Origin of the sequence: Paraburkholderia yinzeri (genome assembly GCF_046581065.1) — a bacterium.
GTDB lineage: Bacteria > Pseudomonadota > Gammaproteobacteria > Burkholderiales > Burkholderiaceae > Paraburkholderia.
The window spans coordinates 3,556,454-3,581,411 of the sequence record NZ_JBFOCJ010000001.1 but is presented as its reverse complement, the minus strand read 5'-3'; the positions used below and the strand labels follow the sequence as shown (position 1 = coordinate 3,581,411).

The following is a 24,958-nucleotide window of genomic DNA, read 5'->3' as shown; positions in this document are numbered from 1 at the left end:
GGCGGGAGCGATGGCACGCAAAGGCATCATCCTGGCTGGCGGTTCCGGCACGCGGCTCTATCCGATCACCCATGCGGTGTCGAAACAGCTGCTGCCGGTGTACGACAAGCCGATGATCTACTACCCGCTTTCGACGCTCATGATCGCGGGCATTCGCGACGTGCTGATCATTTCGACGCCGCAGGATACGCCGCGTTTCGAAGGGATGCTCGGCGACGGCAGCCAGTGGGGCATGAACATCCAGTATGCGGTGCAGCCGTCGCCGGACGGGCTTGCGCAGGCGTTCGTCATCGGCCGGGATTTCGTGGGTAGCGATCCTTCGGCGTTGATTCTGGGCGACAACATCTTCTACGGACACGATCTGGCTAAGCAGTTGGAACGCGCAGATGCCCAGCAGGCTGGCGCCACGGTGTTCGCGTATCACGTGCATGATCCAGAGCGTTACGGCGTGGTGGAGTTCGATCAGGGTTTTCGCGCGATTTCGATCGAAGAGAAACCCGTGAAGCCACGGTCGAACTATGCGGTGACGGGGCTTTACTTCTACGATAACCGCGTTTGCGACATCGCGGCCGACATCAAGCCGTCGCCGCGCGGCGAACTGGAGATCACCGACGTCAACTCGCGCTATCTGGAAGACGGTGCGTTGAACGTCGAAATCATGGGCCGCGGTTACGCATGGCTCGACACAGGCACGCACGATTCATTGATCGAAGCGGCGACGTTCATTGCGACGCTGCAAAAGCGTCAGGGCCTCGTGGTCGCTTGCCCGGAGGAAATTGCCTACCGCCGCCAGTGGATCGGCGCGGAGCAGGTAAAGAAGCTGGCGGCGCCGCTCGCGAAGAACGGCTATGGTAAGTATTTGTTGAACATTCTCACGGATCAGGTTGCATGGCCATCACGGTAACTGCTACAGCGCTTCCCGAAGTCAAGATCATCGAGCCGAAGGTGTTCGGCGATACGCGAGGATTTTTCTTCGAAAGCTTCAATGGGCGCGAATTCGCCGAGCTGGTCGAACCTGGCGTCGAATTCGTTCAGGACAACCATTCGCGTTCGGCGAGGGGCGTGCTGCGCGGGCTGCACTATCAGATCGAGCACGCGCAGGGCAAGCTCGTGCGTGTGGTCGAGGGCGAGGTGTTCGACGTTGCGGTCGATGTCCGGCGCAGTTCGCCGAATTTCGGCAAGTGGGTGGGTGTGACGCTGTCCGTCGACAATCATCGTCAGCTATGGGTGCCGCCCGGTTTCGCGCACGGCTTCGTCGTGCTTTCGGAGTCGGCGCAGTTCCTCTACAAGACGACCGATTACTGGTTCCCGGAGTTCGAGCGCAGCATCGTGTGGAACGATCCGGAGATCGGTATCGAGTGGCCGATCGACTTCGAGCCGTTGCTCGCGGCGAAGGATGCAGCGGGCAAGCGGTTGGCGGAAGCTGAAGTCTATGCGTGAGGGTGTGATGGACAAGCAGCCGACGATTCTCGTCACGGGCATCAACGGTCAGGTCGGGTTCGAGTTACTGCGCAGCTTGCAGGGATTGGGGCGCGTGATCGGTCTTGATCGCTCGGCGCTCGATCTCGCGGATCTTGATCGAGTGCGCGAAGTAGTGCGTGCAACGAAGCCGTCGATCATCGTGAATCCTGCGGCTTATACCGCCGTGGATAAGGCCGAGTCGGACGAGGCTATGGCGCGGCGGCTCAATGCCGAAACGCCGCGCGTGCTTGCCGAAGAGGCTGCGAAGTGCGGCGCCACGCTGATCCACTATTCGACCGACTACGTATTCGACGGTACGAAAAACGCGTCGTATGCGGAAGACGACGTCACGAACCCGCAGAACGTCTATGGCCGCACCAAGCTCGAAGGCGAGCAGGAGATCGCGGCGAGCGGTTGCGCGTACCTCGTGCTGCGCACGAGCTGGGTTTATGGCCGTCGCGGAAAGAACTTCCTGCTGACGATGCTCAAGCTTGGTGCGGAGCGTCCCGAGTTGCGCGTGGTGGCCGACCAGATTGGTGCGCCGACCTGGTCGCGTACGATCGCGACGGCGACCGCGCATATTGTCGCGCAAGGCCTGGTGGCGCGGCGCAGCGGCAATGCGCAGTGGTGGCACGAGCGCTCGGGCATCTACAACCTGACGGCCGGCGGCGCGACGTCGTGGCACGGCTTTACGCAGGCCATTCTTGACATGGTGATGGGCGACAAGGCTCCCAAGGTGCTGCCGATCCCTGCCTCGGAATACCCGGTGCCGGCGAAGCGGCCGGCGAATTCGCGGCTCGCGGGCGACAAGCTTGCGCAAGCTTTCGGACTGCGACTGCCGATGTGGGATGAGGCGCTGCGTCTTTGCCTCGAAGATTGATTGATGGATGCAAGTGTGGTTGACGATGCCGGGACCGGCACGGTCATCGTTTTCTACCGTCCCGACGCCGGATGTGTTGCGCGGGCGAACCGGCTAGCCAGTTTCGGCCCTTGCGTGGCGGTCGATAACACCGAGCAGGTGTGCGACGCCGCCGCACTCGGGCTAGACCCACGCGTTCAGTATCTTGCGAACGGTGCCAATCTCGGCGTTGCGACCGCGATCAACCAGGGCGTCGAGGCATTGATCGCATGCGGTTGCAGGCACGCGATCCTTTTCGATCAGGATAGCGAGCCTTCGGACGAGTTGCTGCGCGCGTTGCCGCAAACCATGGAGAATGAGCTTGCGCGCGGTGCGAAGGTGGCGCTCGTCGGCCCAGCTTACGAGGACGGCAGGCTGGGCGGCATTGCACCGTTCGTGCGATTCGGAATGTGGCGGCTCCAGCGGATCGCTCCCGTCGGGGTCCGTCCGCTTGAGGTCGATTTCCTGATCACGTCGGGGTCGTGCATTAATCTCGCCGTGTGGCCGACTATTGGTCCGATGGACGACGCATTGTTCATCGATTTTGTTGATCTCGAATGGTGCGCGCGTGCGCGCAAGAGGGGTTATTCGGTGCTGGGCGCGCCCGCGCTGAGGCTCGCGCATTCGCTGGGCGGTGAGCCCGTACGGGTGCTCGGCCGCGCCTATCCGGGTCATAGCGCATTGCGGCATTATTATCAGTTTCGCAACGCTGTTGCGCTGATGAAGCGCGGCTACATGCCATGGAGCTGGAAGTCCACGGAGTTGGTGAAATTACCGGGGCGCCTTGTGATTTATGGGTTGTTCATGTCGCAGCGCGCGGAGCATCTGAAAATGGCGCTGCTCGGAATCTGGCATGGACTGACCGGCCGCAGCGGTGCCCTTTGACGCAGCGTTCGCTGCGAATTTTCTTTTGTTATCTGTAATTCTTGAAGGCTCGCATGCTGACTCTCGCACTCGCTGACCTCAAACAAAGCGTCGTTTCATGGCGGTTGTGGACGCTGCTCGGTTGGCTGGAAATTCGACAACGCTATGCGCGTTCGCGCGTCGGTCCATTCTGGCTGACCATCAGCATGGGCGTAATGATCGGCTCGCTCGGTGTCGTCTATGGGACACTGTTCGGCCAGAACATGCACGACTACCTGCCGTTTCTTGCAGCAAGCCTTGTGATGTGGGCGCTTTTCTCACAAACGGTCCAGGACGGTAGCGTCGCGTATATCAATAGCGGCTCTTACATTCGGCAGATGGCTACGCCGAAGCTTATCTACATGCTCCAGGTCATGTGGCGCAACCTGATCGTGATGACGCACAACGCCGTAATCATTATCGCACTACTGGTGATCTTCGGCGTGAAGGACTGGACAACGTTGCCCCTTTTCATTCCGGGCTTGCTGCTCTACATCCTCAACATCCTGTGGATTGCGATGTTGGCAGGCCTGTTGTCGGCGCGCTTTCGCGATCTGCCGCAGATCATTGGCGCGCTGCTTCAGGTGGCATTCTATGTTACGCCGATTATTTTCCGGCCCAACGCGCTGAGCCGCTTTCAGTTCATCGTCGAGTGGAATCCGCTAGCGTATCTGCTTGATCTTGTGCGCGGCCCGCTGATCGGCCAGGCGCCAAGCGCATTGACGTGGGGTGTGGCGGGCGGCATGGCGGTGATCGGCTGGACCTTTTCGCTATGGCTCACCGGTCGATATGTAAAGCGTATTCCATACTGGATTTGAGGACACGTTATGGCTTATGTAGAACTGAAGAACGTGACCCTCGATTTGCCGATCTACGACGTCCAGGGCCGCTCGTTGAAAAAGCAGGTGCTGCGCATGGGACGCCGTAATCGAATCGCGGAAGATAATGACGGTGTCATTGTCGTGCGTGCGCTTGACGACGTGACGCTACGCTTCGAGCGCGGTGACCGCATCGGCTTAATCGGCCACAACGGCGCAGGCAAGTCCACGCTGTTGCGCGTAATGGCCGGCATCTATCCGCCGACTGGTGGAACCGTGACGTGCGAAGGCAGGGCCGTTCCGCTGCTCGATATCAGCCTTGGCATGGACGAGAACTCGACGGGCATGCAGAACATCCGGCTGCGCGGTTTGCTGCTTGGCATGACCGAAGCGGAGATTCGCGAAAAGCAGGGCGAGATCGCTCAGTTTAGCGAACTCGGCGACTATCTCGATCTGCCGATTCGTACCTATTCGAGCGGGATGCGAGTCCGCCTTGCGTTCGCTGTCTCGACCGCGGTGGATGCCGAAATCCTGCTGCTCGACGAAGTGATGGGTGTGGGCGACGTTTCGTTCATGCACAAGGCGGAAGCGCGGCTCGCGGATCTCCATAGCCGGGCTGAGATCGTCGTGCTGGCCATGCATTCGAACAACCAGATCCGCAAGGTCTGCAACAAGGTGCTGTGGATGGAGCGCGGGCGTATTCGCGCGTTCGGACCAGTGGAGGACGTCGTTTCGCAATACGAGGTGGCGATGGCGTGATTGTTTCTACGTAGCGCACCAGCTGCGGATATGTTTGCGATTGTGCTAGCGGTACGAGCGACGAATGAATAGCCGGCGGCTCGCATATAACGGCTCAACGGCTCGTGATGGGACTCATATGTGGTCTTTATCATGCCTCGACAGGGTACGAAGTAAATTGAAGCTATCGGATGTACGTTCGATCGTGAGTCGGGTTACCGGTGGAGGGAGCATCGGCGCAGTTATGCGCAAGGCGTATGGCGTATATCGTCGTGAGGGTTTCGCCGGGGTGAGGGACAAGTTGGTCTGGCTGAGGGCGGGCGCGCCGGGAGGTATCAGTCAAAATGATTATGCAAAGTGGGTGCGACTATACGACCAGACTGACGATGCGACGCGTAATGCTATTCGCACCCGTGTCACTAATCTAGACCGCGCACCGAAAATCTCGGTGATCATGCCGGTCTACAACCCTAAGCCAGAATGGCTCGCTGAAGCCATCGAATCGGTGCTTGCTCAACTCTATCCGCACTGGGAGCTATGTATTGCGGATGATGTCTCTACAAATCCGGCCATTCGTCCTCTAATTGAGCGCTATGTCCGTGAGGACGAGCGTATCAAGGTAGTGTTTCGAAACACCAATGGCCATATTTCAGCGGCGTCGAACAGCGCGCTTGAATTGGCGAGCGGCGAGTGGGTGGCGTTACTTGACCACGATGATCTGTTGCCCGAGCATGCGCTGTATTGCGTGGCTGAGGCAATTGCGCAGAACCCGTCGGCACGGATGTTTTACTCGGACGAAGACAAGATCGATGCGTCTGGCGTGCGGCGTGACCCGTATTTCAAATGCGCGTGGAATCCTGAGCTGTTTTATTCGCAGAATATGTTCAGCCACCTCGGGGTTTACCATAAAGCATTGCTGGAGGAGATTAGTGGCTTCCGGGTGGGCTACGAAGGTTCGCAGGATTACGATCTCGCATTACGCTGCATCGAGCGCGTGGACGCCACGGCGATTCGGCATATTCCGCGAGTGCTATATCACTGGCGTGTGCATGCGCTTAGCACCGCCTCTACAACGGAGGCAAAGCCCTATGCTGCCGTAGCCGGCGAGCGGGCGCTCAATGAGCACTTTGCGCGGAGGGGTTTGGACTGGCACGTTGAGTATTTAGGGTACGGATATCGTGTGCGAAAGGCCCTCCCAGTGGAGGCTCCACTCGTGAGCGTGATCGTGCCAACGCGTAATGGGCTTCATCTATTGCGTCGCTGCATCGACAGCATTTTGCGGAAAACGACTTATCGGAACTTCGAAGTGGTCGTGGTGGACAACGGGTCCGATGATGATCAAACGTTACGCTATCTTGAGGCTATCGCGGAGAATCCTCGCATCCGGGTGGTGCGCGACGATGGGCCGTTCAACTATTCTGCGTTAAACAATGCAGCAGTGGCGCTGGCGGCCGGGACTCTGGTTGCCCTCGTGAACAATGATATCGAGGTCATTTCTCCGGACTGGCTGACCGAGATGGTCAGTCTGGCGATGCAGACGGACATTGGGGCGGTGGGCGCAAAGTTACTTTACGCGGACGACACGGTTCAGCATGCCGGTCTTGTGCTTGGGATAGCTGGAGTGGCCGGCAATGTGGGTAAGCATTTTCCTCGTGCGGCGCGCGGCTATTTCGGGCGCGCGGCGCTGACAGGCGCCTTTTCTGCTGTGACAGCAGCATGCTTCGTTGTGCGCAAGGAAGTCTATGAGGAAGTGGGCGGGCTGAACGAAAAGGATCTGGCCGTTGCCTATAACGACGTCGATTTTTGTCTGCGCCTTGGGGAGGCGGGTTACCGCAATGTATGGAGCCCGTTTGCAGAACTGTACCACCATGAATCCGCCACACGCGGCGAGGACGCTGATCCAGTGCGGCGGGCGCGCCTGGAGCGAGAGGCTAGCTATATGCATGAGCGCTGGAAGGAGCGTTTGCGGGACGATCCCTTCTATAGTCCTAATCTCACATTGGATCGTGACGATTTTGATCTGGCTTGGCCTCCCAGGGTGAAGCCGTTGGTGCCAACATCGGAAACGCACCAACTGTTTTAAGCATTGCCCTTTTATGGAGTTGACGTGAACGTATTCCCTGTTGTCTTGTGCGGTGGCAGCGGTACGCGCCTTTGGCCCATGTCGCGCGGCGGATATCCGAAGCAATATCTGAAACTCACGGGGAGCGACACGCTGGTGCAGCAGACGGTACGGCGTCTACACGGTTTGGAGAATGTTGCGGCACCGATCGTCATCACGAATACGGAGCAGCGCTTTCTGGTAGCGGACCAGTTGCGAAGTATCGACGTGCAACCTTCGGCGATTGTGCTCGAGCCGGTGGGGCGGAATACTGCCCCAGCCGTGACTGCTGCTGCACTTCTCGCGATGGAATTGGATCCCGATGCGCTGCTGCTGATCTTGCCTTCGGATCACGTCATTCTCGAAGAGACTGTTTTTGCAAAGCTCGCTGGTACTGCGCGGGACATCGCCGCACACGGCAATCTGGTCACTTTCGGCATCGAACCGACGAAACCTCACACGGGCTACGGCTACATACGCTGTGGCGAAGCTTTGCCCGGAAGTGACTGTGCGTGGCACGTCGATGCGTTTACCGAGAAGCCTGATACGGCGACCGCTGAACGATTTCTGGCGAACGGTGGGCACTACTGGAACAGTGGCATGTTCATGGTTAAGGCTTCGGTCTATCTGGACGAACTCGCACGCTTCGAGCCGACCGTTCTCGAGCAGGTTCGGAAGTCCATGGACGCTGCAAAGCGAGATGACGATTTCATTCGGCTCGATCCGCAGGCGTTCCAGGCAAGCCCGAATATCTCGATCGACTATGCGGTCATGGAGAGAACCACAAATGCAGTCATGGTTGCGGCGCGCGGCCTTAACTGGAGCGACATTGGTTCGTGGGCGGCGCTCGCGGAGATATCCTTGAAGGATGCCGACCGCAACTCAATATTCGGCGACGTGTTGATCGACGATGTAACTGACAGCTACATTCGCGCCGAACACCGGATGGTTGCAGCCATCGGCGTCAAGGATCTGGTGATCATAGAGACGGCCGATGCTCTGCTGGTTGCTCACCGTGATCAGTCGGAGCGAGTCAAGCGGATCGTCGAGCGCCTCAGCGCATTGGGGCGTCACGAGTCGGTTACTCACCGCAAGGTAATCCGTCCCTGGGGATCATACGAAGGCATCGATCGGGGGGAGCGCTTCCAGGTCAAACGCATCATCGTCAATCCCGGATCTTCGCTCAGTCTTCAGATGCATCACCATCGCGCAGAACACTGGATTGTCGTGCGGGGTACCGCGCGTGTTTTCAACGAGGGGCGGGAATTGTTGCTTACTGAAAACCAGTCCACATACATCCCGCTTGGTGCGAAGCATCGTCTTCAGAACCCCGGAAGAATTCCTCTTGAGTTGATTGAGGTGCAGTCGGGTTCTTACCTTAGCGAAGACGATATTGTTCGCTTCGAGGACAATTACGGCCGCGATGTCAAAATATCGTGAGCATTTCCTCCCTCCGGGGGAGGGTCGAGCAAATCGACAGGAAAGCTAGTCGCGTTCGCTGAGAGGGCGATGGGATCCTGGTCTGATCAGAAAGGTGTCCAGTGCAAAATTTAGTCGATCAATATTCGCTTCCTGAAATCATTACGGCATTAGGGATCGAAGGAGAACTGTTTTGGGATCCCCGCCGACTTGTCTCCCCTGGGGCGTGGACAGGTCATATCGCGACTGCATTCTGGCTCGTGAAGGCGATACGTCCACGTATCCTGGTCGAACTAGGAACACATAGTGGGAACTCCTACTCTGCCTTCTGTCAATCAGTGTCCCAGATTGGCCTGTCGACGCGCTGCTTTGCCGTCGATACCTGGGAGGGGGATGAGCATGCTGGGGAGTACGAAGAGGATGTCTTTCGAGATATTTCAAAATTCAATGAGCTTCATTATGCTGGCTTTTCGAAACTGCTTCGCATGACCTTTGACGAGGCTCGAGGATACTTCCCCAGTCAGCCACATGGTGAGATCGATCTTCTGCATATCGACGGCTTGCACACGTATGAGGCAGTTAAGCACGATTTCGAAACCTGGCTCGACGCGCTTTCAGACCGAGCAGTTGTTCTTTTTCACGACATTAACGTCCGCGAGCGTAATTTTGGTGTTTGGAAGCTCTGGCAGGAATTGTCAACGAAATATCCAGCCTTCGAATTCGATAATTCCGAGGGTCTTGGGGTTCTTTGTGTGGGAAAGGAGTGCGCACCGCACATTACCAAGCTTGTGGAACTCGGCGCAATTTCTGAGGCGGCTTCGAAGATTCGCACATTGTTCACGGCGCGCGGCGAAGCGTTTAGACGTCAAGCTCAGGTGATCGACCTCAACAGACACGTAAACAACCTCTCGGGTGAGATTGCGCGCTTGTCGCAGGAAGTCCTGGCGACCCGGGGTGAATTGGACAACCGTGTGCAAGCGACGCAAAGCAATGAGGCGCTTCGCGGCGAGTTGAACCAACGCATCGAAGCCCTGACCTCAGACTTGGCTCGTGCAAGGGACGAGCAGTCAGCACTGGCTTCTCAAGTTGAGCAAGCCGATCAGTTGGCAACTAGCTTGAAGAATCTGGAGGCGCAACTTGCGTCGCAGCGCGGGAAATTTGATGAGGAGCTTGCGTCGCAGCGCAAGAAATATGATGAGGAGCTTGCGTCGCGGCGCAAAGAGTTTGAGGCGGAACTTGCATCTCAGCGCAATGTGCATGAAGGCGAAATTCATAGCCTGATCGAGGACGAATTACGCGAGCGAAATCGGATCGTTGAGTCCTTTCGGAACTCGACGTCGTGGCGGGTTACGGCGCCAATGCGGGCGACGATCAGTCGGCTCCGAGGGTTGAGAATGCCGAGGCCGCGCGCAACTTTGGCTGCCGGGACAACGGGTGCCGTGGAGTCTTCGATAGCGGAAGGAGTTGCGCTGGACGCGCTTGGCAATGGAAACGCAAAATCGGCGATGCGAGCGGGATTCAAGGTGCGGTTGGATGCTTTTTTGACTTCCAGCGGAATGCTGCGCTTCAAGCGTGAACCGTCTCCCGATATCAGTATTCTGCTGGTCTTTTATAACAGCGCCGAACTGAGTTACGCTTGCCTCGCTTCGGTGGCTGAGGTGCTGAACGATAGCACCGTCCGGGCGGAAGTGATCATATTGGACAACGGTTCGAGTGACGCAACGTCAAAATTGCTCGATCGAATCGAGGGCGCGACGATCATTCGCAGCAGAGAAAATCTGCACTTTCTGAGGGGTGCGAACCGTGCTTCAAAGGACGCGCGTGGAAAATATCTGCTTTTCCTGAACAATGACGCTCTTCTGCTGCCTGGGGCGCTCGAGGCCGCTGTGTCACTTTGCGAAGCAAACAGCGACATTGGTGCTGTGGGCGGTCGCATCATCTTGCCAGATGGATTGCTTCAGGAGGCGGGTTCCGTTGTGTGGCGTAATGGCGCGTGCACTGGCTACGGGCGTGGAGCGGCACCGGATGCCCCTGAGTTCATGTTCCGTCGGGACGTCGACTATTGCTCCGGTGCTTTTCTGCTTACCCCTCGTGCCTTGTTCGAGGAATTGAATGCGTTCGATGAGCGGTATGCACCCGCGTATTATGAAGAGACCGACTACTGTCTGAGGTTGTGGGAATCGGGATATCGCGTCGTGTTCGATCCAGATGTCGTCATTCTGCACTATGAGTTTGGCAGTTCTTCGAGCTCCGCGCAGGCCCTTCAATTGCAGCAGCGTAATCATGCAATATTTTGCGAGCGTCATGTCGACTGGCTCGCAAAACAGCAGGATGTCGCGCTGGAAAAGATGCTCTGGGTGAGGCGCGCTCGTAATGAGAAGCGGCGGGTACTCTTCATCGAAGACCGGGTTCCGCATGAAAATCTGGGCTCCGGGTATCCGCGATCGCGCGAACTTCTTTGCGCGCTTGAACAAACTGGTGCGGAGCTGACGCTGTTTCCGATGTTTCACCATGATGAGACCTGGGCGGCCATTCGGCGGACCGTGCCTGCTTCCATCGAGGTGATGCGTGGTCATTCAGCGCAGGATCTATCACAGTTCTTGTTGGGGAGGGCGGGCTACTATGATGCGGTTGTCGTTTGTCGGCCGCATAACATGGAAGCTTTTCTCAAGGCATCCAATGGCGCCAGCGCCAAATGGGTGGGTAACGCGGCCGTCGTCTACGATGCCGAATCGCTATTTTCCGCACGTTTGCTTCTCGAGAGGAAATTGCAGGGTGATGTGGTTTCGGAGGGCGAAGCAAGGAAGCTGATTGCCGACGAGATTGCGCTGACAGAGCCTGCGAAAGCAATTATTTCCGTATCCGAAGCGGAAAAGCGGCAATTCGAGATGCGTGGTGTCGGGCCGGTATACGTCTTGGGTCATTCAGCTGAACCCGTTCCGACGAAGCGACCTTTTGCTCAGCGTTCTGATTTTCTGTTTGTCGGTGGGATTCACGACGACAAATCTCCAAACGCAGACTCACTTCGCTGGTTTGTGAAGCAGATTTGGCCGCGCGTGGTAGAAAGGCTCGGCCCAGAGATCAAGCTTCAAATCGTAGGCCATAACCGCGCTTCCGCCGTGCTGGCGTTGAGGGATAGTACGGTACGTCTGGTCGGCAAAGTGGATGACTTGACACCTTGGTATGACGACGCACGTGTTGTGATTGCACCCACCCGGATTGCGGCAGGCATTCCGTTGAAAGTGCACGTGGCTGCTGCGCATGGAGTTCCGGTTGTGGCCACAGGGCTTATTGCGGAGCAATTGGACTGGGAGCCGGGCGTGGATCTGCTCGCGGAGGATGAGCCAGAAGCCTTTGCAGATGCGTGTGTGCGTCTGTACACAGATCAAGCGCTTTGGGAGTCAGTGAGAAGCAACGCGCTTGCGCGAGTAGCGACAGATTGTTCACCACAACGCTTCGTCGAGACGGTGCGTAGTCTGGTTGCCGAGCTACCTCGCGCAGCTATCGAATCGCATAACCAGTGACTCCGGAATTGCACGTCATGATTGAACCGACTCTCAAACCAGCGAACGATTTGACTCGGGAGGACGGGTGGTGGGTCTCCACCGGCGCGGACCCATACTTCCTGCTGGAATTTGGCACGTCACCCATTCCGACAGGGTGGAATCAAGTTCGTCTCGACGTCGAGGTGGAGAGCGGAAGCCTGGGCCCGACCCTCTATTTCGACGTGGGCACCGGTTTTTCCCAGGACCTTACACGGGATCTTCCGATGCGTCTGCTCGACTCGGACGGTGCAATACTTCCCATACCTACAAATATTCGTTCAATTCGGCTGGATCCCATGAGCGGTTTGGGGCGTTTCAAAATCAGGCGCTTTTCCATTAAACCAGTTTCTCGTTTCTCTTTGGCACGTCGTCGGGCCAAGCCGTTGCTTGACATACTCCGCAAGCATCCGAAGCTCATCTGGCCATATGCAGTTCATGCAGCGGGCCTCGTCAAGCGGCGTGGCGTGGTCGGGGCACTGCGGCACGCACTTCGAGATCGTACGGGCGAAGGTGTGCAGACGAGTTCGCAGGCCAACGACTATGGCGATTGGATTGCGCTATACGATACGCTGTCGTTGGATGACGTCGCAAAAATCTCAGCGCATATCGGAAGTTTTACGAATCGACCGCTCATCTCAGTGCTGGTCCCTCTTTACAACACGCCAGAAGTATTTCTGCGTCGCTGTATCGATTCAGTGCGAGAGCAAATCTACGAACATTGGGAGCTTTGCCTGGTGGACGATGCGTCACCGCAGCCGCACGTGCGGAACGTTTGCGAGCAATATGCACGAAAAGATGCGAGGATCCGCTACGTCCGACGGGAAGTCAACGGACATATAGCGGAGGCCACTAATTCGGCGCTCGAATTAGCCACAGGGCAATTTGCTGCACTGCTCGATCACGACGATGAACTCGCACCTCATGCTCTCTATATGGTGGCGGCGGAATTGAATGCGCAGCCGGAGCTCGATTTCCTGTTCTCAGACGAGGATAAGATTGATGAGCAGGGCAAGCGTTATGAACCTTGGTTCAAATCGGACTGGAACTATGATTTGATGCTGTCTCAAAACGCAGTTGTCCATCTGGCTGTCTATCGAATATCGATTCTCCGCGAGATTGGCGGATTTCGGAGCGAATTCAATGGCAGCCAGGATTACGACGTAACGCTGCGATTCAGCGAGCAGACTACGCCTGAGCGTATCAGGCATATCCCATTTATACTTTATCACTGGCGGGCCATCAGCGGATCGGTCGCTTTGGCCACGACGGAGAAGCTTTATCCATACGAGGCTGCGGAGCGAGCTATTCGCGATCATCTTTTTCGCACAGGCCGCAATGCGACGATCGCGAGGCAAGAGCATCTCGGTTACTACCAGGTGACATGGCCTGTCGCTCAGCCAGAGCCGAAGGTTGCAATAATCATTCCGACGAAGGATAAGGTTGATTTGCTCCGTGTCGCGGTAACCTCCATTATCGAAAAAACCACATACAAGAACTATGAAATCGTGATCGTGAATAACAATAGCGTTGAACACGATACGATGGCGTATTTTGAGCAGATTGTGCGGGAGGCTAGCGTACGGTTAATCAACTATAAGAAACCATACAGCTTTGCAGCTCTGAATAACTGGGCGGTTACGCAAACCGACGCTCCCCTGCTCGCATTCGTGAATAACGACATCGAGGTGATCGAGGCAAATTGGCTCGGTGAAATGGTTGGGCACGCATTGCGTCCGGAAGTCGGATCAGTTGGGGCCAAACTGCTCTATCCGAATGGGACAATCCAGCACAGCGGTGTAGTTGTTGGCATTGGCGGTCTTGCAGGACATCCACATGTCGGTGAGCGTGGCGACACGTTCGGGTATTTTGGCAGGGCTGCATGCACGCAGCGATACTCTGCGGTGACGGCGGCTTGTATGCTGATGCGGCGTGAGGTGTTTCTTGAAGTTGGTGGTTTTGACGACGTTAACTTCGCAGTTGCTTTCAACGATGTTGATCTTGGCCTCCGGCTCGGTAAGACTGGATACGCGAACGTTTGGACACCTGGAGCGCTTCTTTACCATCACGAATCGGCAAGTCTAGGGCTACCGACGAACGAGGGGCGACGCCGCCAGTTCCTCCAGGAGTGCGACAATTTTCGGCGAATCTGGGCCGACATGATCAAGCACGATCCCTTCTACAATCCGAATTTGACCGTTAGCGGGGGTGATTTCCGCCCAAACTTCCCTCCTCGTGTGCGTTTGCCATGGCTAACAGATGTCGATAAGCACGAAGCGCAAGCTACATAGACCCATCGTGGTGGTGCGGATCACCACTGAAGGGACCTAACTCAAGGACAGGCACATCTTGAGGAATCTGCAAGAGCAAATCTTCGCGCGTTGCAACGCCGCTTGGCGCACGAGCCTCCCAGTGCCTATGACCGATGTAATGCTGGAACACACCTTGATCCGATATATGGGCCAGATCGTCGTAATGGCTCTTGTAGTACTTTGCGTCGAAATCGAAAGTCAGGTCATCCGGTACGTTTATTTCAGGATATGACCAATTTTTACACAGGGAAACAAAACCGTAGCAGAGTCTGTTTCGTCGCTATGCTTGTATCAACGTTGATCAATGTCCAAAATGCCGGCGTTGGCCCGAAAGAGCTTCTAGGTGGATCAAAAACCGGACAATGGAAATGCGGCGGCACGCCACGAATCAAAATTGCCGCTTTGCGCGCCTCTTCTCCCGCTCCAAGCTCTCTTCCAAGCGTCTCACGATCCGTGCATTCAGGGGGCGGCCGTTCTTGTTCGCCAGCGCAGTCAGCCAGTCCTTCAGCTCGGTCGGCAGGCGCAGCTTCATTTGTGGAAACTGAAGAGAGGAACACCATGTCTATCCAAGCAATCGCAGAAGCATCCCGCGCCGCTGATATCGGCTACGATTGAAAGGTGAAAGTGTTGGGCACTCCGCTCCGGTATCTGTGTCATCAGCGGGACGTCCCTACCGCCGTATTGCGAACGCTATTTATAAGACATCGCTGTGCCGATGCCCAATTCGCGGTACAAGCCCGGGACAGCAAGCCCCGCCCACGCGCTTCAGCCCATCTCGTCGGCATCGGATGTGGACAGTTCGCGAACGGCGACCCAGGAGATATTTGGGGGCTTTCTCCAAGTTGTGTTTCTCGGCGAAGCGCAGCACACGTTTGCTGCTATCCAGGGTTCTGCCTGCCTCGATTTAGCCAAAGTCGGTTTCCAGGGCAGAGGGCAGGATGCCAAAGTGGGCAGCAGCCCTGCCAGTCTGGCGGCCGCTTCAATAGCTTGCACAAAGCGGCTCTGGCCCTCGACAAGCGGTTGGCAGACAACATCAAGTAGTAGCGGTTGGCGACCGTCAGGATCTCTGCGTTTTCGTTCGCCATGTCAGCTACAACTGCCACCCGACGGTACGTTTTGAGTAACAGGCTCTCTTGATCGGCCAGCTTCATGAAAGGTTTCGGATAGCCTCCTGAGACATCGGCTAACGCACGAGCAAAAGAGTGCCCAGGGGAGACCCGGGGGCCAGGTCGGTCCTGCAGTAAAATATAACTAAACTTGCGCGTCGCAACAGAAACCTCCAGCGAGAGCATCGCCCTGAACAGGCACGCAGCCAAATTGTCAATGAATATTGAAAGCGCGCGATCCCCCCGAGCCGACGGCCTGTCTGTCTCGATCGTCGTCTATCGGCCGGACCGCGCGCAACTCAAGCGCACGCTCATGAGCCTTGGGACTGCGTGCGAAAGGCTACGCGCTGCACGCCCCGATCTGCACGCCACGCTCTACTTGATCGATAACGGGGGACTAGGTCCGGAACCGGATGCCTTCGCGGCACTCCGCGCAAAGCGCATGGCCTGTGAGATTCTGTCGGGACATGGCAACGTCGGCTTTGGTCCAGGCCATAACCTTGCTATTGAGCGTGCGGCGAGTGCATTGCATCTGGTGTTGAATCCTGATATCGACCTCGACCCGTCGGCGCTCGTGAACGCATGCGACTTCTTTGAGAGTCATTCAGAAGCAGGGCTTCTGACGCCCTGGATTGGCGATACGGATGGGGAACAACAGTACCTTTGCCGACGGTATCCGTCGCTTGCCGACCTGTTCATACGTGGTTTCATGCCGGCCAGCATCCGTCGGCGCTTTGCTCGGCGCCTTGCTCGATATGAGCTGCGGGACAGGATCAACGCCCTCGACGTATTCTGGGATCCACCTATCGTCAGCGGCTGCTTTATGCTGTTTCGCACGAATGTGCTGAAGCGGCTCGGCGGCTTCGATCCGCGCTACTTCCTGTATTTCGAGGATTACGATCTCAGTCTACGTACCCATGAGGTTGCGCAGATTGTCTATGTGCCGTCGGTCCGCGTCGTTCACTACGGAGGGGGGGCAGCCCGCAAGGGGAGTGCGCATATCCGCATGTTTGTCACATCGGCATTCAAGTTTTTCAACCGCTTCGGATGGAGGGTGTGTTGAGTCGCCTCGTCGTAACCGGCGCGAACGGGTTCGTCGGACGTGTGCTATGCACGCTCGCGCTTGCGCGAGGCCACGCCGTCACAGGCTTGGTGCGTCGGCCGGGGGGATGTGTCGATGGCGTGCGGGAATGGGTGTATGACAGGCCGGACTTCGATGGTCTGACCTCTGCGTGGCCGGCCGGCCTCGAAGCGGACTGCGTCGTACATCTCGCCGCTCGCGTGCATGTGATGCGCGAGGAGGCTGCGGATCCGCAAGCGGCATTCGATGCGACCAACGTCGCAGGGTCGCTTCGCGTGGCTGAGGCGGCTCGCAAGCATGGGGTGTCGCGTTTCGTGTTTGTGAGCAGTGTCAAGGCGATCGCCGAACTCGACGCTGGTGCACCGCTTGCGGAGGACGCCACGCCTCGTCCGGATGATCCCTATGGCCGCTCGAAGCTGAAAGCGGAACGCGCGCTCATCGAGCTTGCTGTGTCGACGGGTCTTGATGTAGTCATCGTTCGTCCGCCGCTCGTCTATGGACCGGGCGTGCGAGCGAACTTCCTGCGAATGATGGATGCGGTCTGGCGGCAGCTGCCGCTTCCGTTTGGCACGGTTTCCGCGCGCCGCAGCGTGCTCTACGTCGAAAATCTGGCTGACGCATTGCTATGCTGCGCGCTGGATCCACGGGCAGCACACGGTTGCTTTCACGTTGCCGACGACGATGCGCCGTCGGTGTCCGAACTGTTGCGCATGGTAGCGGAGGCCCTTGACCGGCCTGCGTCCCTCATTCCCGTGCCAGTGTCCGTGCTACGGGCAGCCGGGTGGCTGACCGGCCGTACTGCGCAGATCAGCCGCCTTACCGGCGGCCTGCAACTCGATACGACGAGGCTGTGCGAAGTCTTGGGCTGGCGGCCGCCTTGCTCGACCCGCGAAGGGCTCGCCGCGACCGGGGCCTGGTATCGCGCTCGTCACTCTCGAGAGTAATCTCGTCATGCAATTTGTAATTCGTTTATGGAGCGCAGCGGGATGGACGACGGTGGCCACGGCTACCGCGTGCGCGCTGATCCTGTGGTTGCTGCTCGCCACGGGTCTTGCGTGGCGCCTTGCCACTGACGTACCCAATCATCGCTCGCTGCATACCCGCCCAACGCCGCGCATTGGCGGCTGGGGCATTGTGCCTGTTTGCGTGGTCGCGCTTCTCTGGTGTGCGCCGTCGCTCTGGTTGATTGCGCTCGCGGCGGTGGGACTTGCGTTGATGTCGCAGATCGACGATCGACGAGGTCTGTCAGCCCGCGTACGTTTTACGGCCCATCTCGCGGCGGTGGTCGTGCTCCTGGCCCTTTACCCCACCGCTTACGGTTGGTGGCTGGTGGCAGGCGTCGGCTTTGTGATGCTTTGGCTCATCAATCTGTACAACTTCATGGACGGCGCCGATGGCCTGGCTGGCGGGATGGCGCTCTTCGGCTTTGGTGCCTACGCGACTGCCGCATCGATTAGCGCGCAATCGTCCCCAGCGCTTGAGATATCCGGTGCCGCCGTTGCTGGCGCCGCACTGGGGTTCCTCCTGTTCAATTTCCATCCGGCCAAGCTGTTTCTGGGTGATGCCGGTTCGATCCCACTGGGTTTCCTGGCCGGAGCACTCGGCTACTGGGGATGGCGCGAGGGCACTTGGCCGCTTTGGTTTCCGGCAATTGTTTTTTCCCCTTTTATTGCAGACGCATCTGTAACATTATTGAAACGTTTGTTACGTGGTGAGAAATTCTGGCAGGCCCACCGGGAGCATTACTATCAAAGGATGGTGCGCTCGGGCGTCGGCCACGCGCGCACCGCGATCTACTGGTACGTCGTTATGCTGGCGGGCATAATTGTTGCCCTATGGGCGCTAAGGCGACCTGTATGGCAGCAATGGGCGATTCTTGCGGCATGGTACGGAGTGTTGGCATGTTTGGGAGCTGTCATCGATCGGCGTTGGCTCCTCTTTCATAGTGCTGACAAAGAATAATTTCGAGGGTTTGCCGCCGATGTTTCGATCCAAGGCAACGTGGTTGTCGTTCAGTGCATTTCTTTTCGACTTGGTGGCCGTTGTTGCCGCCTGGCTTGTCGCGTACCTCGTTCGGTTCAATGGTCGCATTCCGGCTGAATTTTTCGGAGGGGCGTGGACGACGCTCGTCTGGGTGCTGCCGACTTATGCGCTGATGTTTCGGGCCTTCGGGTTGTACCGGGGCCTATGGGTATTCGCGAGCCTTCCCGATCTCGTTCGTATAGTGAAAGCGGTCGCCGCCGGCGGCATCATGGCGATGATCGGCGCGGTGATGCTCCAGCCGAGCCCGATTATTCCGCGTTCCGTGCTGCTGCTTTCGCCGATGCTGCTGTTCCTTGCGATGGGCGGTGCCCGTGCTGTTTATCGTGCTGCCAAAGAGTTCTATATGTATGGCGGCCTCGTCGGCCAGGGTAAGCCGGTAATCGTGCTTGGCGCGGGAGGGGCGGGTGCGAGCCTCGCTCGCGAGTTGTCCCGCTCGGGCGAATGGCGTCTAGTCGGTCTTCTGGACGACGACGCCGCAAAGCAGGGCCGCGAGGTCTATGGTTATAAGGTGCTCGGTCCAATCGACGAGATGGCGCATTGGAGCGAAGCACTCAAGGTTGAGCACGCAATTATCGCGATTCCTTCCGCTTCGGTGGAAACCCAGCGGCGCCTGGCTACCCTCTGCGTGCGCTCCGGCATTAAGGCAATGGTCATACCGTCGCTCACGGCGCTGATGCCTGGCCAAGGCTTCCTTTCCCAGATCCGCCAGATCGATCTGGAGGATTTACTCGGTCGCGATGCGGTCTCGATCGACACGCCGCACGTTGAGGCGTTATTGCGCGATCGCGTCACGATGGTTACAGGTGCGGGAGGGTCGATCGGTTCTGAGCTTTGCCGCCAGATTCTGAAGTTCAGGCCTGCGCAACTTATCGCATTCGACGTGTCCGAGTACGCGATCTACCGGCTCACCGAAGAAATCCGTGAGCGTTTTCCCGATCAGGCGATTATTCCGATCATCGGTGATGCGAAAGATTTCCTGCTGCTCGATCAAGTGATGTCACGCTATACCCCGCATATCGTGTTTCATGCCGCCGCGTACAAGCATGTGCCGCTGATGGAGGAGTTCAACGCGTGGCAAGCCCTGCGCAATAACGTACTGGGAACATATCGGGTGGCGCGTGCGGCGATCAAGCATCAAGTTCGACATTTCGTGTTGATTTCGACTGACAAGGCGGTGAATCCGACTAATGTCATGGGGGCGAGCAAGCGCCTTGCCGAGATGGTTTGCCAAGCCCTGCAGCAGACGAGCGAGCGCACCCAGTTTGAGACAGTGCGCTTCGGCAACGTGCTGGGTAGTGCTGGCAGCGTGATTCCAAAGTTTCAGCAACAAATCGCGAAGGGTGGCCCGATTACGGTTACGCACCCGGAAATTACGCGTTTTTTCATGACGATTCCCGAGGCATCGCAACTTGTACTGCAGGCGTCAAGTATGGGGCTCGGCGGTGAAATATTCATTCTCGACATGGGCAAGCCGGTGAAGATAGTCGATCTTGCGCGCGACCTGATTCGTCTCTACGGCTTCTCGGAAGAGCAGATTCGCGTCGTATTCACTGGGCTTCGTCCTGGCGAAAAGCTCTACGAAGAATTGCTCGCTGACGATGAGACGACCACCCGTACGCCTCACCCAAAGCTGCGAACAGCTAAAGCACGCGAGGTGCCGTCTAATCTACTGGACGAGTTGCTGCCTTGGCTTATGCAGCACCGTGTACCGGGCGACGACGAAGTACGACGCGATCTGCGTCGTTGGGTACCCGAGTATGAGCCGGCGACTGCTCCAAATCTGCAGAGCGTCAATGTGCAAGGGGGGCGGGCAGCTCGCTAGAGAATGGGGAATGGTGACGATTCGTCACCATTCCCCATGCTGCTTAATGAGAAAAGCACCTGCGTACGGCGCGAAGTGGTGCGGTAACACGCCATGATGTCGATCCGAGCACCTCGCTCAGCGTAGTTAGGGCTTGATTTAGTTCGCGTTGCTGGGCCGTTGTTACCGTTTCCAGGGTACGACCGTTTTCTTCGAGTGTTTCGATACGTGTGTGTGCCATCTGCAAATCCTGCTCGAGTACTTCGATGCGCGCATGCGCCAACTGCGAATCTTGTTCGAGCGTTTCGATGCGCGTATGTGCCAATCGCGAATCCTGCTCGAGCACTTCGATGCGCGCATGTGCAGTTTGCCGCTCTTGTTCCAAGCCTGTGACGCAGCCGTTGGCTCGGACAAGCTCACGCTCGATGTCCGCTGTGCGCACCGTCTGCGTACTTACCGCGTGCTCCAACTCGTCAACGTGCTGATGCGTAGTGTGCAGATCCAGTTCGCGTTGCCAGTCGCGTGCCAGAAGAGGTGCCGTGTCGGCGAGGAAAGCTTCTGCTCGACTCAGCATTTCATCGAGGCATTGCGCGTTCGCGGACGAGGGAGCCTCGGCGAACGCTTTGAGTGCACCAAACAGCAATTTTACGATCGAGGGTGCGTTACCGTCTTGCTCGAGGTCTGCGGGGCCGAAGCACGTATGCCGCAAACCTTTCTCCAGAAAATCGCGTTCGAAAGCTTCGAGCCGATCCGTATCCAGCGGAAGGTTCAGTTCCGCGCTTAGGCGCTCAAGCGTGTCGCGCGGGGCCTCCATCATTGTGTCGTAGTTGACGAACGCGCGGGTCGCCCGGCTGGAGTACCTGAGAGCGGGAACGACATGAGCGAGCCACAGTAGATATGACTTTTCGGCCGTAAGTGAATCGCGTGCTTCGAGCGAGCGGGCGACGCTGAGCGGATGTCTGAACGCTACTACGTAAAGCACGCGGGCGCCGAGTTCGTCGAATATGGGTTGCCAGAACGGGAGCAGGCGTGCAACTCGAGGGTCTTTGAGCGCAAAAATACCGCTCTGGCATTTTTCGCGCAGAAGCGCCAACGCGCGTGCCCTGAAGTCATAGAATTGTCCGCTTGTAAGACGGTTGAAGTCCGGATCGGGTAGCGCGTGCCAGTCCACGCCAACCGCGTTCATCAATTCGATGTCCAGGCCGGCAACGTCCATGTCTTCAAAGAAGCCTTTTGGGTTGTTGCCTGCCGCAGGCGGCATGAGGTTGTCGCCAAAACTCGCACCCATCGTTTCCATGGCACGCGTCGTTACGCTGGTGCCACTTCGATGCATGCCCAGAACGACAATCAGTGTGGGGCGCTGAGGTGCGGGTGCTGGGAAGACACTTTCCATTGATTGAGTTTTGGTTGGATACGGTGCGTACGGACCAGGTAATCAATGATCCGATCGACGCATTGGGTAACGTCGGCACTCTGTGTATGAACGATTACGTCGGGATTGAGAGGCGGTTCGTATGGGGCGCTCAGACCCGTGAACTGATTGATTTCGCCGCGGCGAGCGCGCTTGTAGAGACCCTTGGGATCCCGCTTCTCACACACGTCGAGCGGCGTATCGATGAAGACCTCGACAAACGCCGCATCCCCAACGATCCGTCGCGCGTTGTCGCGATGCTTCGATTCAGGCGAGATCGTCGCAGTAATGGCGACAAACCCTTCATCGCAGAACAGCGCCGCCACATGAGCGACGCGCCGCAAGTTTTCCGTACGCTCCGCTTCGCTAAATCCGAGGTCCGAATTGAGACCTGTGCGCAGGGCATCACCGTCGAGCACGGTGGCGCGAAGAGCAAACGTTTGCAGTCGCTTGACCAGCGCCTGCGCAATGGTCGACTTGCCGGCACCCGACATGCCCGTAAGCCAGACTACGACTCCCTTTGGGGTTGTTGTTTCCACCGCACCCGCTCCAATTCGACGATGCCTAACCGTTAAATTGTAGCGGGAATTTAATCCCTGTAACGTCGATGTAATAATCTGCAACATTCGATGCCGGCTCGTAAAGCCGGTTGCATCGTTTGGTGCCGGTCACGACGTTAGTGGGCACTCTCGTGGAGAGGCCGTTATTTGAACCCCTGCGGATTCTTCTCTTGCCACCGCCAATGATCCTGGCACATCCGCTCGATCCCGAACTCCGCTTTCCATCCCAGAAGCCGCTCGGCCGTTGCCGGATTCGCATAGCACTCGGCGATATCGCCGGGCCGGCGCGCAACGATTTCGTAAGGAACCGGTCGTCCGCTTGCCTGCTCGAACGCTTTCACGACTTCGAGCACGCTATAGCCACGCCCGGTGCCAAGATTCACCACGAATCCGGCATCGAGCGCCGCGAGCGCGTCGAGTGCGGACAAATGCCCCCGCGCCAGATCGACCACGTGGATATAGTCCCGCACGCCCGTGCCATCGGGCGTCGGATAATCGTCCCCGAACACGCGCAGCCTTTCGAGCTTGCCCACCGCCACCTGCGCGACATAAGGCATGAGATTGTTGGGAATCCCTGCCGGATCTTCACCAATGAGCCCGCTTTCGTGAGCGCCAACCGGATTGAAATAACGCAGCACCGCGATACGCCACGACGGATCCGCGACCACTACGTCGCGCAGGATCTGCTCGGCGATAAGCTTGGACTGGCCATACGGGTTCGTCGCGGAGAGCGGAAACGTCTCGTCGATAGGCGAGCGCTCGGGCACGCCATACACCGTTGCCGACGAGCTGAACACGAACTGCTTCACGTCGTGCTTGCGCATCACGTCGAGCACGACCAGCAAGCCGTCGAGGTTGTTGCGGTAATACTCGATCGGCTTGGCGACCGATTCCCCCACCGCTTTGAGCGCCGCGAAGTGGATTACGCCGGCAATGGCATGCTGTTCAAAAATCGGGTTCAGGGCGGCTTCGTCGCAAACGTCGGCTTCGTAAAACGTCACCGCCTTGCCGGTAATCCGCTCGACGCGCGCGAGCGACTCGCGATGGCTGTTCACGAGGCTGTCCACGGCGATCACTTCGTAGCCGCCGTTGAGCAGTTCCACGCAGGTATGCGAGCCGATAAAGCCTGCGCCGCCGGTCACGAGGATAGCGCCTTTGGAGGTCGTCGTTGCCATGCTGAATTCCCGAATTTTGAATGAGGTCCGGTTCGCTCAGAACGTCATGCCGGTGATCTGACGAACCAGTTCGCGGTAACGTTGTACCACAGCACGTTCGTCGAATTCTTTCTCGATTTTTTTTCGGCCGAGTTCCGCCATTTTTTGTCGCTCGGCCTGGGGGAGATCCAGCATGGCCGCCAGCTGCGCCGTAAGCGACGCCGCATCGCGTGCCTCGCAAAGCAGCCCGTTGACGCCATTTTCGACCACTTCGCGGCAGCCGGGCACGTCGGTGGCGACGATCGGGCGGCCCATCGCGCTCGCTTCCATCAGCGTGCGCGGCACGCCTTCGCGGTAGGACGGCAGCACGACGCAGTCCGCGCGGGCGATGAAAGGGCGCACGTCGGCGGTTTCACCGAGGTATTCGATTACTCCTTCGCGTTCCCACGCGGTTACCTCCTCGCGCGAAATCGCGCTCGGGTTGTCGACGCCCACCGGCCCGAGCAACTGGAAACGCGCATGCGGGTAGCGCGCGCGCAAGGCACGCGCGGCTTCGACGTACTCGCCCACGCCCTTGTCCCATAGCAGCCGGCCGATCAGCACGAACGAGAAGGTGTCGCCCGTGGGCAGCGGCGTGAAGGCGAACTCGTCGAGGTCCACGCCTTCGCCGTGCAGGAGGCGAGCGCGCTCGGGGTGAACGAGCAGGTTCTGATCCTTGAAAGCCGCTTCGTCATCGCGGTTGAGAAACCACACTTCGCGTGGGAAGCGGAAAGCGAAGCGATAGAGCCGCTTGGCGATCCGCGCGGCGCGGCTCTTCTGAATGAATACATAGCCGAGCCCGGTTGTCACTGCCACCGAGGGTAAGCGTGCGAGCCACGCGGCTATCGATCCGTAAATATTTGGCTTGATCGTGTAATGAAAAACGACGTCGGGCCTAAGCGCGCGATAGTGGCGGTAGAGTGCACGCAGTGTGCCGAGATCGCTCAGGGGATTTGTGCCCTTCGATGCGACTGGCAGGTCGATGCAGCGACACCCCATTGCGGTGAGTGGTGCGAACGTACGATCGCGTGGGGCAATGACGGTGACTCGTGCGCCGGCCTCCGTCAGTGCGCGTAGCAGTCCCGGCCGATAGGTATAGATCGCCCATGCGGTGTTGCAGACGAGAGCAATGTGCAGTGGCGAGGGGGATCGGGTAACGGGATCGACAGAAAGGTTCACTCGAGTGACGGCGTAAGGTTTGGTTCGGGACCGCGCGGGAGGTGTGGCGTCGGCTCCCGTGAGAAGTGCGGGGTACATTTTATGCCGACTGGAGATCGGCAAGGGCTCCAGTCGGGCTGGTGCGATTTTTCGTCGTCGTGGTCGGAATATCTGCGGAATAAGGCAACGACGGGATCCATCGCCCGGCTGGCGGCCCGGGCGTATGCCCCAACGACGCAGTAGTGATTTCGACGTGTTCAGTTGGTGTCCGGCATAATATCGATTACTTTGCCCAGATCGGCGCGTACATGAAGAATCGATCTCCTGATGGGTCATGCGGGGGGCGCTGCGCTAACTTAACCAGTAAGCAAATTCTTATTTTCTGGTCAGTGCGGCATCTTTTGTCTGCATGT

At 57.9% G+C, this 24,958-nt stretch carries 19 protein-coding genes; 14 read left to right on the top strand and 5 right to left on the bottom strand.

Annotation, left to right across the window (positions count from 1 at the left end):
• Positions 1-10: 10 nt before the first annotated feature.
• The 10 genes from rfbA (at position 11) to WJ542_RS16970 (ending at position 14,171) form a co-directional block, all read left to right on the top strand.
• Positions 11-904, top strand: a complete 894-nt coding sequence (rfbA, locus tag WJ542_RS17015; RefSeq protein WP_411190405.1) for a glucose-1-phosphate thymidylyltransferase RfbA — start codon at positions 11-13, stop codon at positions 902-904.
• Entirely contained in the window at positions 889-1,440 is a 552-nt protein-coding gene (gene rfbC / locus WJ542_RS17010; RefSeq protein ID WP_411190404.1) for a dTDP-4-dehydrorhamnose 3,5-epimerase, read from the top strand. The genes rfbA and rfbC overlap by 16 nt, the downstream gene beginning before the upstream one ends.
• Positions 1,433-2,341, top strand: coding sequence for a dTDP-4-dehydrorhamnose reductase (gene rfbD, locus WJ542_RS17005; protein ID WP_411190403.1), 909 nt, complete (start codon positions 1,433-1,435; stop codon positions 2,339-2,341). The genes rfbC and rfbD overlap by 8 nt, the downstream gene beginning before the upstream one ends.
• A gap of 3 nt (positions 2,342-2,344) precedes the next feature.
• Positions 2,345-3,244 carry a glycosyltransferase family 2 protein gene (locus WJ542_RS17000; RefSeq protein ID WP_411190402.1) on the top strand — a complete coding sequence of 300 codons (900 nt, stop codon included), beginning with the start codon at positions 2,345-2,347 and terminating at the stop codon, positions 3,242-3,244.
• Positions 3,245-3,297: 53 nt separating this feature from the next.
• On the top strand, positions 3,298-4,080 hold the full coding sequence (locus WJ542_RS16995) for an ABC transporter permease (protein ID WP_411190401.1): 783 nt from the start codon (positions 3,298-3,300) through the stop codon (positions 4,078-4,080).
• 9 nt (positions 4,081-4,089) lie between these two features.
• A complete protein-coding gene (locus WJ542_RS16990; RefSeq protein ID WP_411190400.1) occupies positions 4,090-4,839 on the top strand; it encodes an ABC transporter ATP-binding protein in 750 nt (249 codons plus the stop codon).
• Positions 4,840-5,062: 223 nt separating this feature from the next.
• Positions 5,063-6,901, top strand: a complete 1,839-nt coding sequence (locus WJ542_RS16985) for a glycosyltransferase family 2 protein (RefSeq protein WP_411190399.1) — start codon at positions 5,063-5,065, stop codon at positions 6,899-6,901.
• A gap of 24 nt (positions 6,902-6,925) precedes the next feature.
• Entirely contained in the window at positions 6,926-8,359 is a 1,434-nt protein-coding gene (locus tag WJ542_RS16980) for a mannose-1-phosphate guanylyltransferase/mannose-6-phosphate isomerase (protein ID WP_411190398.1), read from the top strand.
• A gap of 101 nt (positions 8,360-8,460) precedes the next feature.
• Entirely contained in the window at positions 8,461-11,862 is a 3,402-nt protein-coding gene (locus WJ542_RS16975; RefSeq protein WP_411190397.1) for a class I SAM-dependent methyltransferase, read from the top strand.
• A gap of 17 nt (positions 11,863-11,879) precedes the next feature.
• A complete protein-coding gene (locus WJ542_RS16970) occupies positions 11,880-14,171 on the top strand; it encodes a glycosyltransferase family 2 protein (protein WP_411190396.1) in 2,292 nt (763 codons plus the stop codon).
• Positions 14,172-14,580: 409 nt separating this feature from the next.
• On the opposite strand, the gene WJ542_RS16965 is transcribed toward WJ542_RS16970, so the two are convergent.
• Positions 14,581-14,724 carry an Arc family DNA-binding protein gene (locus tag WJ542_RS16965; protein WP_411190395.1) on the bottom strand — a complete coding sequence of 48 codons (144 nt, stop codon included), beginning with the start codon at positions 14,722-14,724 and terminating at the stop codon, positions 14,581-14,583.
• A 791-nt stretch (positions 14,725-15,515) separates the two neighbouring features.
• Here WJ542_RS16965 and WJ542_RS16960 point away from each other — a divergent pair.
• Genes WJ542_RS16960 through WJ542_RS16945 form a run of 4 tightly spaced genes read left to right on the top strand, consistent with a single transcriptional unit; the run spans position 15,516 to position 20,244 of the window.
• Positions 15,516-16,361: a glycosyltransferase family 2 protein gene (locus WJ542_RS16960; RefSeq protein WP_411190394.1), complete on the top strand. Its 846-nt coding sequence runs from the start codon at positions 15,516-15,518 to the stop codon at positions 16,359-16,361.
• On the top strand, positions 16,358-17,323 hold the full coding sequence (locus WJ542_RS16955) for a UDP-glucose 4-epimerase family protein (RefSeq protein ID WP_411190393.1): 966 nt from the start codon (positions 16,358-16,360) through the stop codon (positions 17,321-17,323). The genes WJ542_RS16960 and WJ542_RS16955 overlap by 4 nt, the downstream gene beginning before the upstream one ends.
• 7 nt (positions 17,324-17,330) lie before the next feature.
• Entirely contained in the window at positions 17,331-18,341 is a 1,011-nt protein-coding gene (locus tag WJ542_RS16950; RefSeq protein ID WP_411190392.1) for an MraY family glycosyltransferase, read from the top strand.
• A gap of 19 nt (positions 18,342-18,360) precedes the next feature.
• Complete coding sequence (locus WJ542_RS16945; RefSeq protein ID WP_411190391.1) at positions 18,361-20,244, top strand: polysaccharide biosynthesis protein; 1,884 nt, start codon at positions 18,361-18,363, stop codon at positions 20,242-20,244.
• A 43-nt stretch (positions 20,245-20,287) separates the two neighbouring features.
• Here the strand turns inward: WJ542_RS16945 and WJ542_RS16940 are convergent, their stop codons facing one another.
• The 4 genes from WJ542_RS16940 to WJ542_RS16925 all read right to left on the bottom strand — a co-directional run bounded on the left by WJ542_RS16940 (position 20,288) and on the right by WJ542_RS16925 (position 24,644).
• Entirely contained in the window at positions 20,288-21,520 is a 1,233-nt protein-coding gene (locus tag WJ542_RS16940) for a sulfotransferase family protein (protein ID WP_411190390.1), read from the bottom strand.
• 50 nt (positions 21,521-21,570) lie between these two features.
• Positions 21,571-22,260 carry an adenylyl-sulfate kinase gene (gene cysC / locus WJ542_RS16935; protein WP_411190389.1) on the bottom strand — a complete coding sequence of 230 codons (690 nt, stop codon included), beginning with the start codon at positions 22,258-22,260 and terminating at the stop codon, positions 21,571-21,573.
• Positions 22,261-22,337: 77 nt separating this feature from the next.
• Positions 22,338-23,369 (bottom strand): UDP-glucose 4-epimerase GalE, encoded by a 1,032-nt coding sequence (gene galE, locus WJ542_RS16930; RefSeq protein ID WP_411190387.1) that lies wholly within the window; start codon positions 23,367-23,369, stop codon positions 22,338-22,340.
• 36 nt (positions 23,370-23,405) lie between these two features.
• Complete coding sequence (locus WJ542_RS16925) at positions 23,406-24,644, bottom strand: glycosyltransferase family 4 protein (RefSeq protein ID WP_411190386.1); 1,239 nt, start codon at positions 24,642-24,644, stop codon at positions 23,406-23,408.
• Between the last annotated feature and the right edge of the window lie 314 nt (positions 24,645-24,958).

Excerpts from the sequence above, each read along its gene's own strand:
- WJ542_RS16970 (WP_411190396.1), top strand. The coding sequence starts at position 11,880 with ATGATTGAACCGACTCTCAAACCAGCGAACGATTTGACTCGGGAGGAC.
- WJ542_RS16960 (WP_411190394.1), top strand. The coding sequence starts at position 15,516 with ATGAATATTGAAAGCGCGCGATCCCCCCGAGCCGACGGCCTGTCTGTC.
- rfbD (WP_411190403.1), top strand. The coding sequence starts at position 1,433 with ATGCGTGAGGGTGTGATGGACAAGCAGCCGACGATTCTCGTCACGGGC.
- WJ542_RS16995 (WP_411190401.1), top strand. The coding sequence starts at position 3,298 with ATGCTGACTCTCGCACTCGCTGACCTCAAACAAAGCGTCGTTTCATGG.
- WJ542_RS16925 (WP_411190386.1), bottom strand. The coding sequence starts at position 24,644 with ATGTACCCCGCACTTCTCACGGGAGCCGACGCCACACCTCCCGCGCGG.
- WJ542_RS16985 (WP_411190399.1), top strand. The coding sequence starts at position 5,063 with ATGCGCAAGGCGTATGGCGTATATCGTCGTGAGGGTTTCGCCGGGGTG.
- galE (WP_411190387.1), bottom strand. The coding sequence starts at position 23,369 with ATGGCAACGACGACCTCCAAAGGCGCTATCCTCGTGACCGGCGGCGCA.
- rfbC (WP_411190404.1), top strand. The coding sequence starts at position 889 with ATGGCCATCACGGTAACTGCTACAGCGCTTCCCGAAGTCAAGATCATC.
- WJ542_RS17000 (WP_411190402.1), top strand. The coding sequence starts at position 2,345 with ATGGATGCAAGTGTGGTTGACGATGCCGGGACCGGCACGGTCATCGTT.
- rfbA (WP_411190405.1), top strand. The coding sequence starts at position 11 with ATGGCACGCAAAGGCATCATCCTGGCTGGCGGTTCCGGCACGCGGCTC.
- WJ542_RS16940 (WP_411190390.1), bottom strand. The coding sequence starts at position 21,520 with ATGGAAACGATGGGTGCGAGTTTTGGCGACAACCTCATGCCGCCTGCG.
- WJ542_RS16965 (WP_411190395.1), bottom strand. The coding sequence starts at position 14,724 with ATGAAGCTGCGCCTGCCGACCGAGCTGAAGGACTGGCTGACTGCGCTG.
- WJ542_RS16945 (WP_411190391.1), top strand. The coding sequence starts at position 18,361 with ATGTTTCGATCCAAGGCAACGTGGTTGTCGTTCAGTGCATTTCTTTTC.
- WJ542_RS16950 (WP_411190392.1), top strand. The coding sequence starts at position 17,331 with ATGCAATTTGTAATTCGTTTATGGAGCGCAGCGGGATGGACGACGGTG.
- cysC (WP_411190389.1), bottom strand. The coding sequence starts at position 22,260 with ATGTTGCAGATTATTACATCGACGTTACAGGGATTAAATTCCCGCTAC.
- WJ542_RS16990 (WP_411190400.1), top strand. The coding sequence starts at position 4,090 with ATGGCTTATGTAGAACTGAAGAACGTGACCCTCGATTTGCCGATCTAC.